Source organism: Ruegeria sp. AWH4_226 (genome assembly GCF_056159225.1).
Window position 1 is genome coordinate 407,907 of sequence record NZ_JBSWUU010000001.1, and the last position, 13,076, is coordinate 420,982.

Here is a 13,076-nt window from a genome sequence, read left to right on the forward strand (position 1 = left end):
GGTCACATCGTCATCACGATGCGACCGTCGATCCGTCCTTTCTCCATCTGTTCGAAGATGCCGTTGATGTTGTCGAGCGTGTCCGTGGCATAGTGCGAGGCTACTTTCCCCTCGGCCGCGAAGGACAAGCTTTCCGCAAGATCGGCGCGCGTACCAACGATGGACCCGCGGATGGTTTTTCGGTTCAACACCACGTCGAAGATGTTCAGCGGGAAGTCGCCCGGGGGCAGGCCGACCAAGCTCATCGTTCCGCCGGGTGCCAACATACCTACACCCTGACTGAACGCGGTGTTTGAAACGGCAGTGACCAAAACCCCTTCGGTTCCGCCGAGCCGAGCCACTTCATCAACCGGGTCCTGTGTTGCCGCGTTTATCGCGGCACCGGCACCCAGATCGCGCGCCAACGCAAGTTTGTCTTCGGCAACGTCAACGGCGATGACATGCAGACCCAATGCCCGCGCATACTGGACCGCCAAGTGACCCAACCCTCCGATACCAGAGATCACTACCGTCTGGCCCGGGCGCAGGTCGCATTCTTTCAGCCCTTTATAAACCGTCACACCGGCGCAGAGGATCGGGGCAGCGGGCGCAAAATCCAGATTGTCAGGCAGGTGTCCGACATAGGTCGGGTCGGCCTCGACATATTCGGCAAACCCGCCATTGACCGTGTAGCCGGTGTACTGCGGTTCGGTGCGGCACAGCGTCTCCCAACCCGTCACGCAGGCGGTGCAGTGCCCGCAGGCATGGTGCAGCCACGGAACGCCAACACGGTCGCCTTCCTTTACCGACGTCACGCCGCGTCCGACCTCGGCCACTATGCCAACACCCTCGTGGCCCGGAATGAAGGGAGGTTCAGGCTTGACGGGCCAGTCGCCCCGGGCCGCGTGCAGATCGGTGTGGCAGACACCGCAAGCTTCGATCTTCACAAGAATCTTGCCGTCTTTGACCTTTGGTTTTCGGACTTCCTTAAGCTTTAGCGGCTGCGAAAAATCCGTAACAACGGCGGCTTTCATCGTGGACATGAATGAACTCCTTTCAGGTAAAGGCAGAGTGATTGGTGGAAGAGCGTGTCGGTACACGCCGCAGAATCCTTTTCTCCAACTCGAGAATAACAAGCAGCACGGGACCAACAGCGACGACCAGCACCCCTTGCAGTAAGCTGAGCGGCCGGGTCTCAAAAAACATTTCCATGAACGGGGCGTATGTGAAGGTAAATTGAAGCGCCGTAACCGCCGCGATCGCAATCAGCACGGGCCGCGTGCCCAGAACGGCGCGCAGCGACAGGGACGTCGTGTTGAGAAACCGCACCGAGAACAGATAGAAGATTTCCATGACCACCAACGTGTTGACCGCGATGGTGCGCGCTTCTTCCAGATTTGCCCCATGAGCCTGTGCGAAAGTGAACATTCCGAAGATCCCGGCGCAGAACAGCAGTGAGACGAACCCGACGCGCCACAAGACAAAGCGAGAAAGTATTGGCTCATCCGCGCGGCGCGGAGGACGGCGCATTATGTCAGGTTCCGGCCCTTCGAAAGCCAGTGCCATGGCAAGAACAACCGAGCTGACCATGTTGACCCAAAGAATTTGCACTGGCGTGATCGGAAGCGTCAGGCCCAGCAACAGCGCAAGGATAAGGGCCAGCGCCTCTCCTCCGTTTACGGGCAGAAGAAAAACGATGGCTTTTTTGAGATTGTCATAGACGGTCCGACCTGCGCGAACAGCTTCGGCGATGGTGGCAAAGTTGTCGTCTGCCAGCACGATCTCGGCGGCCTCTTTGGCGGCCTCCGTTCCTGACCGACCCATCGCCACGCCGATATCCGCACGCTTGAGCGCCGGAGCGTCATTGACACCGTCCCCGGTCATGGCAACTGCGGCACCGCGCGCCTGCAGGGCCTGTACCAGACGTAATTTGTGTTCAGGGCTGGTGCGGGCAAAGATGTCGACTCGCTCGGCGGCATCTACCAATTCATCGGGTTCAAGCCCGTCGATCTGCGTGCCTGTCAGGACCTGTTGCGCATTCTCCAGCCCCAATTCCCTGGCAATGGCTGAGGCTGTTCCCGCATGATCGCCGGTGATCATCTTAACGCGAATACCGGCGGCACGACACTCGGCCACTGCCGCAACCGCTTCATCGCGGGGCGGGTCGATCAGTCCCAAAAGACCAAGCAAAACAAGATCGCTGTCGACGTCGTCAAACGTCAATGTCTGCTTTGTCGGATCGACTTCCTTGCTGGCGATGGCAAGCACCCGCTGTCCCCGTGCGGCGATTTCTTCGACCCTTCGGTGCCAGTAATCCACGTCCAGCGTCTCATTGCCATTTTCCTCACCGTGTTGGGACGCGCACATGGCAATGATGCGCTCGGGTGCCCCCTTTATATGAATTGCAGCGCAGCCTTCATGGTCGTGATGAAGCGTCGCCATGAATCGGTGCGCTGCATCGAAGGGGATGGCGTCGGTCTGTGGATTTGTCCGGCGCAACGCATCAGGCTCGTACCCGGCCTTCCAGCAGAATGAAACCAGCGCACCTTCCATCGGATCGCCCGTGACAATCCATTGGCCATCAACCTCGGCAATTTCCGCTTCATTGCAAAGGGTTGCGCCGCGGGCCAAGTCAGCCAACAGCGGGTAAGACGCTGTGTCGACCTCACAGCCGTCAAGTGTGATGCCACCCTGAGGGCTATAGCCCGCGCCAGTTACAAGGAAAAGGCGTCTTGCGGTTGCGACTGCGGCGACGGTCATTTCGTTTCTGGTCAGGGTGCCTGTCTTATCCGAGCAAATCACCGAAACCGAGCCCAAGGCTTCAATGGCCGGAAGGCGGCGTACGATCGCATGACGGGCCGCCATGCCTTGCACGCCGATGGCGAGTGTCACTGTCAGGATGGCGGGCAGACCTTCAGGGATGGCCGCGACTGAAAGGCCGACGACCGCCATGAATATTTCGCTGAACGACATACCGCCGACGAAGTAGCCAAACCCAAGGATCAGCGCGGCGATGGCAAGTATAGCCATGGTGATGGTGCGCGCGAAACCCTCCATCTGTCGCAGAAGGGGAGTGGTTGTCGTTTCAACGGTTTCCAGCATTCCACTGATGCGGCCAATTTCTGTGTTAGCTCCCGTCGCTACAACGACGCCGCGACCAGTACCTGCGGCAACAAGCGACCCGCTGAATGCCATCGAGCACCTGTCCCCAAGAGGTGCGTCTTGCTCAACGGCGTTAGTCACCTTTTCAACCGGCACTGATTCACCGGTCAGGACCGCCTCTTGGATGCGAAGGCCATGAGATGCGATAATCCGTAGATCGGCCGGCACCCGGTCACCCGGTTCAAGCAGGACGATATCGCCCGAAACAATACGCTCTGCTGGCACGAGGGTGCGGCGCCCGTCGCGCAGCACACGTGCCTCGGGTGCAAGCATATCCTTGATGGCGGCAAGCGCCTGTTCGGCTTTGCCTTCCTGAACGAAGCCGATTACCGCGTTCACGAGCACGACCGCAAGGATCACCCCTGTGTCTACAAGATGTCCAAGCAGTGCAGTCACCAACGCAGCCGCGAGCAGGACATAGATTAGAAGGTTGTTAAACTGCCGCAGCAAACGCACCATCGCGCCGGTTTGCGGCGGTTCCGGCAACCTGTTCGGACCTTCGGACCGCAGCCGATCGGACGCAATGGCCGCAGGCAAACCCGAAGTATTCGCACCGACAAGGTTCAGTACATCGTCTACGGCACGAACATGCCAGTGCTCGGACGCCAGATCCGGCGTGTTTGACTGATCGGGCGTTTCCGCCGAAATCGTCGCATGTTGCACTGTCATGACCGATTTGACTCTGGATCGCTCTGCCAGCTTGGCTCACGCGTCGCGTGTTCGTTGACGAACGCCTCAAGGTCTTTGACTGCCACCCGGAATTCCCGACCGAGTTTTACTGCGCGCAGCTCTTGCTGGTGAATCCAGCTGCGAACAGTTTGTTCGCGAACTTTCAACAGCTCGGCGATCTCATGAGTTGTCAGAAACGGCTTGCTGAGCATGCGCACTCTCCCGTTGCTTGGGCGAGTTTACTATACATATTCAAATAATATGTTACAGCGTCAAGACGTCTCAGAACAGTTCAAAAGCGTTGATCCAATGTCAAATACGTTTGGCTTTTTTGCGAAAAGCTAATCTAGCACTCTCTTTGGTCCGCCATGTTTCACCGTCGCCGCTTGGGAAAGATGCAGAAGCGTCTGGTCCCGAGGTCGAGGTTCAAAGACTGCCAGGCCGCATCCCGCTGTTGACTGGCTACTGTACCTCGGCTTTTGTTTTGGCAGGGCGATCTTCGGTGGCCGGCTATTCCCCATGGTAGTGGAGGATAGACATCGGCCCGAACTCAACCCTCGCTTTTGTTTGTCTTAACCGCAAATGTAAGGGCTCTACTGTGTTTGACACCTGGTTGCCGCTGCTCGGCGGTCTCATCCTGTTGATCGTTGGCGGTGAGTTCCTTGTTCGTGGTTCCGTACAAGTAGCAACCGGGATGGGTGTCTCACCCTTAGTTATTGGTTTGACGCTGGTGGGGTTTGGCACCTCTACGCCCGAGCTTGTCACCTCGGTACAGGCGGCGCTGTCGGATGCGCCAGGTATCGCCTATGGCAACATTGTTGGATCCAACATTGCCAATACCCTTTTGATCGCTGGCGTTGCCGCGCTTCTGTGTCCGATTGCCGTGGCATCGTCTGCGCTCAGGCGGGACGGGTTCGTGATGTTGGCTGCCGTTCTTGCTTTTGCCGCTATTGCTGCTTTTCTGCCTATGGGTCGCGCCATTGGTGCGATCTTTGTTCTGACTTTGGCTGGGTACATCCTTATTGCCTTCCTGCAGGAACGTGCCAGCCCCTCGCCGGATCACGGGGCGGTCTACGAAAAAAGCATCGCCCTGCAAGAGGCTGATCCCGCGCTCGCACCACCCGCACCACCGCAGTCGTCGCTTCTTGTCTCGGGCCTGATTGCGATTGCGGGACTGGTGTTGGTTGTGTTTGGCGGTAAATTCCTGGTGGAGGGTGCTGTCTCATTGGCGCGCGGCCTCGGTATCTCCGAAACGGTGATTGGTCTGACCATAGTGGCTGTCGGCACCTCGATGCCGGAACTTGTCACATCTGTCGTGGCCGGATTGCGCAAACAAGGCGACGTCGCATTTGGCAATATCGTCGGTTCAAATATCTACAATATCCTTGGAATAGGCGGCTTCACTGCGCTGATCGCGCCGGGTGCGGTCCCGGTTGAAATCGTCAGTTTTGATAATCTGGTCATGCTTGGCGTGTCGCTGGTACTGGTCGGCTTTGCCTGGACCGGTTTGCGCATTGCACGGTGGGAAGGCGCGTTGTTACTTGCCGGGTATGTCGCGTATGTCTACGTGCTCTGGCCGTGACCTATCGCGGGCAACATGCCTCGGCGTCGTATTTGCACGAGTTCCTATCTTCAGCGCATGAAGACCGGTTTGTTTCAGAACGTCTTTTTCCGCAACCAAACCAGAACCAGCGGGTGCTTGAACCTGATTCATTTCAATCGACGTCGAGAGGGACTGGATGAGGGGGCAACCAGCCCCTCTCGGGAGGGGGTAGCGAAAAAACGCTTCTTTCTTCTGTGAATCCGCTTGAATAAAGGGACTCCTGTGGTCTGATGGCAACTGAAACAGATAATTTCTATTTTGGAAACAATTAATCACATTAAGAATTGGACACAATTTTGCCGCAATGTCATCCTGACAGTCGGGTGGTGTGGCTTAATTTTAGAGTTTTCTTGTCTTTGTGACTTGAATTGAGGGGGTTAAACGGTACGTCACACCGCCTACATTACCCCACGTAATCAAGTGTTTATTTGGTCTAACACTGATCAAAATCCGATCGTGTGCAAAGACGGATATCAGAATCTCAGGACTCGAGTTTCGCGTGTGATAGTGGCTGATAACTCATTGAAAGGCATCAGCCAAAGTGCCGAATCCTTTGTCCTGTAAAGCACTTCAAGGCAAACGCCGGGTTTCGACGACATACTTCTGACGCGTAACTTGAGCCATCATTGGACAGAATCAACGTCCCCTTCTGCAGAGGAATGGGTGTCACATTGCACCAAAACGCTCAGGCAGTTGATGACAGGTTCCAGCGCAGAATCCTGTCGCTAGTTTTCAATGTTGAACAAAACCGACTGGCTAGCGGTACCGTCAATTGAGAATTTGGCACCAACGGGCGTGGCATAAACACCCAGTCGTCTGGACCACCGCGCCCAGACAGAGGGGACAATTCCCAAGATGCTCGTCGCGCCACCGCGTTTTGCTGTAATCGTCATTTGGTGAAAAAGCTCACGCTGAACCAGAAGCCTGCGAGACGCCGATACCTCGTCTGTTACAAAAAACCGCGACGCCTCCCACACGGTTGGTTTTACGGGGGCGTCAAAAAAAAGGATATCAGTAGGCATTCCTTCGAGGATGCCTCTTTGTGCGTCCCTCAGCATATAGGTGTAAATTCCACACTTCGCCGTGCTGGGAAGCAGTCGCACACCGCCTAAGACCTCGCCGAATTCATGAAGAATGATCCACTGGCAAGCCGGAGTGTCATACTGGTCGAACTCCATTCCATCAGCTTCGCAAATCTGCCAGTTCAGCTTGTCGATGAAAATGGATTTCCGGGTCTCAAGGTACTTTGCAAGCAATGTGCCGTGTTCGTGAATGTTGCGAAAATTCATCACTGTCGCGCGTACGTCTCCAAGCTTGCTTGGAGGCGTGGAAAGGTCACGTTTGGGCGCAAGCAGTTTGCGCCGCGCCTTGGCCTTTGGCGCGGTCACGGAGTCATTGGCAGGACTCAGCTCCGGAAAAGTTTCCGGTGTTTGGTATGCCTGCTGGTACCTGAGTGGTCGGTCCATACTTTTCTCATAATTTCGGCACACTTATGACAAGATTTGAACGGGCGGGTCTACAACCTAATCAAGTACTTTATGGTTTTACCGAACAAGTGTGTCTAATTGACACGCCCTCAGCGGAGGCGTCAGTCCTTCATGTAAATCGTGCCGAAGCTTTTACCCTATTTTGAGCAGTGAAATGGGGTTTGTGATAGCTGCTTTGCCCGCCAAGGTATTGTTTGGGGTGCATAATATTCTGCAATGTCTGCCGTACCAACTACAGGGGCTTGGACATGGACAAAAGGTCAATACGTCCTGCGGCCCGACCTTTAAGACTGCGCGAGTCAAATCCATTACGCCATGAACCTCTGGCCCGAAGTGAAGCGTTTCTGTCAAAATATTGTGCAAACGAAAAAATGATGCGCAGACATAACGAGGCCCATCTTGGGTCAACCTTTTGCCGCCTTTCCTCGCCATTCTGACATAGTCCTGAGATTTTCATGCACCCGGGCCAGTCGCTGCTCACAGTCTGCGACGCCCAGCGGTTGGTTCGGTGCAAAAGGTTGGTGAAAAGATATGCGTATACTTGCCGTAGACGACGACCCTAGCATCCTGGAGTTGTTGACCAGCGTACTTGCTGCATTCGGTTACAAAGATGTCGTTACCGCCCGCAGTGGTCGGGACGCGCTTGATATCCTGTCTGACCCGTCAGAAGTGTTCGACTGTTTGCTTCTGGACGTACAGATGCCCAAAATGAACGGCATCACACTGTGTGAGGAAGCGCGCAAGCTTCCCGGCTATACCTACACGCCCATCATCATGGTCACCGCGATGGTGCAGAAGCAGTATATTGACGAAGCGTTCGAAGCTGGGGCTACAGATTACGTCACAAAGCCATTCGAATTCTCCGATCTCAAACAGCGCCTTTCAGATGCCTACCGGATGGCGGCAGAGCGGAGAGCTGCAATCGAGGTTTTGCAGGCCGATGAAGATGCGTGGCAGGATTCGGAAGTTTACCCGGACGTCCGCATCAGCGACCCGCAATATTTTGGTGGCTTGCCAGGGTGCATAGGGTTGGCCGAGTTCGAAAACTACGTGGTTCAGGTTGCCACCATGCATTCCGCAGCCGCAAAGATTCTGGCTGTCAGGGTCACCAATGTCGAGGAAATCTACAAGCCCAGTTCCACAAGCGAGTTCCGGGAGTCGATGGCGTCAGCTGGTGCCGCACTTCTTCGGGCCACCAAGGAAGGACGCAAGGTGGCGACGTATTGGGGAAATGGTGTCTTTCTTTTTGTCTTCGACCAGCAAGACAGTGCGCACGCGGAACGTCTGCTGAAGCAGGGTCCAGAAATTGCGGATGGTGTCATGCTGGGTAGCCCATTGGTGTTCCAGGTGGGTGAGGAAATTCCCCTGGAAGCCAAGACAAAAATGGAAGCGTTGTTTTTGATCGACAAAGCCGTCGAGCTTGCAGAATTGCGGGGCAACCAAGCCGCTCAGTTCGGGTGAATAGCCGTGTATACGCAATCATAATGAGGTAAGGGCTCTCCCAATCAACATGGGAGAGTACTTGCCTCAAAATTCCTTTTGGTGCGCGAACCCTTCGGTCAGTTATTGGCCCCAATACTGGCTTGCGAAAGATCAGACACAGCTTTTTGGTAGGCATCCAAATACGTTCCGGCAGACGGCTTGTGGGCGAGGGGTGGAAATATGACACTCTCCATACCAAGGCTGCGCAGGGCTTCTATGGCGGTTGCCGGAGGCTCCGCTTCCCAAATCAGAACCTGCGCACCTGTCTGCTGTGCAATTGAACTCAATTCGGTCAGTTGTTCGGGGGTCGGGGCTGCACCTGCATCCCATTCCAGCGAAGTAATCGAAAGGCCAAAGCGACGCTCAAGGTACTGATACCGGGGGTGCGTTGCGATCAGTGCAACATTCCGCGTGTCTGAGAATGCGCCTTGGGCCGTTTGGTCCATTGCTTCCAGATCGGCGCGCAATTCCTCAAGACGATTTGCGACGTCATCTGCCGAAGCAAGCTCGCGCGCTGTGATCGCGTCTGCGATAGCTTCAGCTTGGGCAATTGCCAGCGTCGGATCGAGCCAGAGGTAAGATGCAACTCCCTCATGCGAATGCTCGCCCCCGTCGCCGTGGCTATGGGTTATGCTTTCGGTGAAGATGAACTGATCCTCAATTGCGGCAGACGTGTTGACCAACCGCGAACGTGGAAGCGTTACGCGGTCGACCCAAGTGGCAAAGCTGGCACCATTCAAAAGGATCAGGTCCGCCGATTGGATCATGCTGATGTCGGCAATGGAAGGGCGCCAGAAAGACGGATCGACATCGTCCGGGACCGGAAACTCAACATCTGCAGCGTCGCCCAAAAGACGTTCCGCAAAATACTGAAGCGGATAGTTTACCGTCACCACCTTGGGTCGATCCTGTGCCACGGCAACCGTCGCCAGAAGAATCCCCAAGGTGGCAATAACAGTGCGCTTGAACAATCGCTGCATCGTCAGCTCCCGCATTTGCGCGCGATATCTTCGGGTGTCACGATCCAATAATTGTCGTGACCACCCGTATCGACCTCGATCACCAAGCCTTGCGAATGGTCCACGCTCGACAAAGGAATATGGACCGTGCCATCGCTTTCAAGTTGCAGCGTCGAAAGCAGGGAGTTTTCCCCGTCCAGCACGCGCACCTCACCTTTCTGCGCAACTTTTCCGTTCGAAAACTTGGCCTCGACGGTCACTGCCTCACAATCGACCGAGGCGAACACAACAAGGCCATGAGCCGCTGCTGCCAAAGGAGCAGCGGCCAATAGCGTCGCCAGACCAACAGCCCGGATCACTGTCCCGTCCACTCTTCAAAGTGAACCCAGAGGACAGCACCCAGTTCAACGGCCTTATCCTCACCGTCCTGAGGCAAAGTGTAGTCCGCCGTATTCAGCGCCGCGAAACCCCACCACCCGTCAGACGGTGCAGCATAGGTGAACACACCATCTGCGTCCGCCTTGACGGTTTGGGTGATCATCAACTCATCGGGAGCGGTCGCGCTGGCACCGTCATTGAAGAACTCTACTTCAACTTCAGCATAGGGTACGGGTTCCCCGTCCATTTTGACGATCCCCTGAAACACGTTGTGTTCCCACAGGCCAAACGGTTTCGAAAGGGGGACGATCTCGGTCTTCAGGCCAAGCTCGGTATCCCAACCTTCGTCATCGCCATAGGCCGTCACATAAGTCTTGGTGTAATGGATGATGAATGCGTCCTCGGCCGGTTCCCAATAGGGCTTGGGCTCCATCGCAAAGATATAGGTGCCGGGGCGTTCCAGCGGGAAATCGAGCGTATAGCCCTGATCATCCATGACAGTAGCGTCCTGCAGATCACCCAGCAGGTCCGTGGTTGCGCCTTCATGGGTCACGGTAAACGCCTCGGGTTTTTCAAGCATCATCCCATCCATTTCGAACGGGTGTGAAAAGGACATGGTCAGGGACAGGCTGCGTCCGTCTTCCTGACTGATCATCGGGTCATTCGGAATAATCATACCATAATGCGCCAGCGCCGGAGTGACAGCGACGCTGCTCGCCAATGCTGCACAAAGAATATGTCGTTTCATAGTTCTCCCTTTCTCATGCGCCGAGCGAGAGCAGCCAACCCACCCAAGTCTCGGCATTTCGTGAAATCAATGCAGCGCCAACTGCCGCGATACACCCTGAAAGAAACAGCAGGGTGACTGTCTCTGCCGCCAGCAGGCGCAAGACCATGCCGCGCCTGGCGCCTAATTTTACTGCAGTCGCGATTTCGCGCGCACGCAGCCGGTAACTTAGAAAGACCGCAAGCCCAACGGCGGCAATCGCTGCAACCGCAATAATGGCCGTCACGCCATCCAAAAGCGATTTGATCCGAAAGATACGGTCAACCAGTCCCTGGATGACACCCGCTGGTTCGATCAACTGGCTTGGGCTTTCGCTGTCCAGATAGCGACCTCTCAGGATTGTACCTGACCTTTGGTCGTTCGGCACAACGATCACCGCTGTGGCAGGAAAGCTGTTCTGTGACCCGTGAAAGTGGAAACTTTCGATATTCTCGGGGGTGATGCGCTGGAATTGCACAACGGCAGCATTGGCTAGCGCGTCAGTTCCGGCTGCGACATCTGCCGCGGTCACGACATCCTCATGCCCGTGTCCGATCCCTTGGATCACCCAAGCCGTTTTGATATCAACGAAAATCGCCTGATCGTCCGGCGTGTTCGTGGGGGCAAGGACGCCGACAATGGGCATCTCCAATGGATAGACGCCGTCAAGGTCGAACAGGTTTTCCGGCGACGAAACAAGGCTATCACCGACGCGCTTGCCAAGGTTTCGCGCCACATCTGCGCCGATCACCGCATCGCCTAACAGCGACAGACCGCGCCCCTCTGAGAATTCCAGGTCTCGGAAATCAAAATAATCCAGCGTCGTGCCGACGATCCTGAAGCCCCCAGACGAAAATGCGGTATGCACAGGAATCGGCATCGCCAAACCGCTGTCCCAAAGCGTTTCCACTTCTTGCATTGCAATTGGGGCAGGGCGTTCGTCGGAAAAGTAGAGCGCGGCCATCGTCAAATCCAACTGTGATCCGCGGCTACCCAGAAGCAGAGGCGTTGTTTCTCCGCGCGCGACCAGAGCGGTCTGGCTCGTCGACAACAAGATCTGTGTTGCGACAGGCACGAACAGAATAAGCGCTGCGACGACGACAAGCACGAGGCTGCGCGCCCAGTGGAAGCGCAGATAGGCATAAGCAAGGTATAGCGCATTCATGCTGCCGCCACCTCGCGATACTGCGCGAAGTCTATTACACGCTCAAACTGCGGCAAAAGCTCGTGGTCATGCGTCACGGCCAGCACAGTCGCGCCGACATCTGCGGCTTGCTGAAATAGCAAGTCCAGGATGCGCCCCTTGCTTTCGGGGTCGAGGTTTCCGGTCGCCTCATCGGACAAGATAAGCTTGGGCTGCGTTACCAGGGCACGACAAATCGCGACCCGCTGCTGTTCACCTTGGCTGAGTGCAGCGGGGTGCCTGTCAAGCTTGTCGCCTATTCCGCAGGCATCGGCCAAGGCTTCGGCACGGTCGCGGGCGTCTGTATCCAGCTTTAGCGCTGGCGTAATCCGGTAGGGATACAGGATGTTCTGCCGCGCCGACAGATAATCAAGCAACGCAAAGTCTTGGAAAACAAATCCTATGTGACTTGCCCGGAACTGCCGACGTTCGGCGTCTGACAACCCGGTTACATCCGTTCCGTCGATCTCGATGCGCCCGCTCCTTGGCAAGAGGATACCGGCAAGTAGATTCAGAAGGGTAGTTTTTCCGCTTCCACTTGGCCCGACAATGGCAAGACGTTCCCGTTCTCGCAGCGACAACTGCGGTATATGCAACCGAAACCCGCCTTCTCCATATTCGAACGAGACGTTTTCGACGCTAATCATCGTGGGACTCTTCGGAAACTTCGAACATTTCGCCTGCCATGTCCCGGATGACCTCGCGCAGCGCAAAGTCGGTTATCCGCCAGGCGCCATCGATCGGAGAAATCGAAAGATCGGCACTGTAGGTATTGCCCCGCACGTGAAGATGTTCTTCATGGCCTACGGTTCCAATCACCTGCCATGTCGCATCAATCGTTAGCGTTGAATCTTCGTTTGTGACGCTGCTGTCCAACATCTTTATTTCGTGAAGCGTCTGGTCGGCTTCGTGCAAGCCGCCACCGGCCATTGCGCCAACCCTATCCAGATACAGATACTCAAGCGCGGCGCCGTCGGACACTTGCGCGAGCGTGTCGTATATTTCATCTTCCTGTGTCTTTCCGAACGCTTCGTATACGACAGCCAACAAGGCGGGTGTCAGCTCGTCAGATAGTTCGATCGCGACGGGAACAGTCATTCGCGGTTTTCCAGGGACCGAGTACGCCTCAACCCCGTCCGTGCGGCTTAACCCATCTGATGACGAGAAGTGCACGCCAGCAACGATGCTGACGCCCAGAAAAAATACAATGCCTAACACTATTTCTTGGCGCACTAGCTTCAGTCCCAACTAAAATGATGTACGGAGCAAAACGCGTTTTGGATCAACCCTTGCCTCAGTTTTGTGCCGCACCCCGCGAGGAAGCAACAAGAACGGTGCAATTTGTAGGGCGACTCAACGTGCATTCGACTTGTTTTCGTGCGCTTTGATTAAATTGCCCAAGGATAAT

Annotated in this window: 12 protein-coding genes; 2 read left to right on the plus strand and 10 right to left on the minus strand. The window is 55.8% G+C overall.

Going from position 1 to position 13,076, the window contains the following annotated elements; all coding sequences use genetic code 11:
* Positions 1-2: 2 nt before the first annotated feature.
* Genes adhP through ACXAET_RS02010 form a run of 3 tightly spaced genes read right to left on the minus strand, consistent with a single transcriptional unit; the run spans position 3 to position 4,022 of the window.
* Entirely contained in the window at positions 3-1,022 is a 1,020-nt protein-coding gene (gene adhP, locus ACXAET_RS02000) for an alcohol dehydrogenase AdhP (protein ID WP_475180361.1), read from the minus strand.
* Between the two features lie 13 nt (positions 1,023-1,035).
* A complete protein-coding gene (locus ACXAET_RS02005; RefSeq protein WP_475180364.1) occupies positions 1,036-3,810 on the minus strand; it encodes an HAD-IC family P-type ATPase in 2,775 nt (924 codons plus the stop codon).
* Positions 3,807-4,022 (minus strand): helix-turn-helix domain-containing protein, encoded by a 216-nt coding sequence (locus tag ACXAET_RS02010; RefSeq protein ID WP_475180366.1) that lies wholly within the window; start codon positions 4,020-4,022, stop codon positions 3,807-3,809. The genes ACXAET_RS02005 and ACXAET_RS02010 overlap by 4 nt, the downstream gene beginning before the upstream one ends.
* A 386-nt stretch (positions 4,023-4,408) precedes the next feature.
* Between ACXAET_RS02010 and ACXAET_RS02015 the strand changes: the two genes are divergently transcribed.
* A complete protein-coding gene (locus ACXAET_RS02015; protein WP_475180368.1) occupies positions 4,409-5,392 on the plus strand; it encodes a calcium/sodium antiporter in 984 nt (327 codons plus the stop codon).
* Between the two features lie 746 nt (positions 5,393-6,138).
* Here ACXAET_RS02015 and ACXAET_RS02020 read toward each other — a convergent pair.
* Positions 6,139-6,879 carry an acyl-homoserine-lactone synthase gene (locus ACXAET_RS02020; RefSeq protein ID WP_475180371.1) on the minus strand — a complete coding sequence of 247 codons (741 nt, stop codon included), beginning with the start codon at positions 6,877-6,879 and terminating at the stop codon, positions 6,139-6,141.
* 552 nt (positions 6,880-7,431) lie between these two features.
* On the opposite strand from ACXAET_RS02020, the gene ACXAET_RS02025 reads away from it, so the two are divergent.
* Positions 7,432-8,361 carry a response regulator gene (locus ACXAET_RS02025; RefSeq protein ID WP_068334103.1) on the plus strand — a complete coding sequence of 310 codons (930 nt, stop codon included), beginning with the start codon at positions 7,432-7,434 and terminating at the stop codon, positions 8,359-8,361.
* 98 nt (positions 8,362-8,459) lie between these two features.
* On the opposite strand, the gene ACXAET_RS02030 is transcribed toward ACXAET_RS02025, so the two are convergent.
* The 6 genes from ACXAET_RS02030 to ACXAET_RS02055 are packed head-to-tail and all read right to left on the minus strand — an operon-like array spanning position 8,460 to position 12,766.
* Positions 8,460-9,362 carry a metal ABC transporter substrate-binding protein gene (locus ACXAET_RS02030; protein WP_475180376.1) on the minus strand — a complete coding sequence of 301 codons (903 nt, stop codon included), beginning with the start codon at positions 9,360-9,362 and terminating at the stop codon, positions 8,460-8,462.
* 2 nt (positions 9,363-9,364) lie between these two features.
* Entirely contained in the window at positions 9,365-9,700 is a 336-nt protein-coding gene (locus tag ACXAET_RS02035) for a hypothetical protein (protein WP_475180378.1), read from the minus strand.
* On the minus strand, positions 9,697-10,467 hold the full coding sequence (locus ACXAET_RS02040; protein ID WP_475180380.1) for a DUF4198 domain-containing protein: 771 nt from the start codon (positions 10,465-10,467) through the stop codon (positions 9,697-9,699). The genes ACXAET_RS02035 and ACXAET_RS02040 overlap by 4 nt, the downstream gene beginning before the upstream one ends.
* A 13-nt stretch (positions 10,468-10,480) precedes the next feature.
* A complete protein-coding gene (locus ACXAET_RS02045; protein WP_475180381.1) occupies positions 10,481-11,650 on the minus strand; it encodes an ABC transporter permease in 1,170 nt (389 codons plus the stop codon).
* Positions 11,647-12,315: an ABC transporter ATP-binding protein gene (locus ACXAET_RS02050; RefSeq protein WP_475180384.1), complete on the minus strand. Its 669-nt coding sequence runs from the start codon at positions 12,313-12,315 to the stop codon at positions 11,647-11,649. Before ACXAET_RS02050 ends, ACXAET_RS02045 begins: the two co-directional genes overlap by 4 nt.
* Positions 12,308-12,766 (minus strand): hypothetical protein, encoded by a 459-nt coding sequence (locus ACXAET_RS02055; RefSeq protein WP_475180385.1) that lies wholly within the window; start codon positions 12,764-12,766, stop codon positions 12,308-12,310. Before ACXAET_RS02055 ends, ACXAET_RS02050 begins: the two co-directional genes overlap by 8 nt.
* Positions 12,767-13,076: the final 310 nt, after the last annotated feature.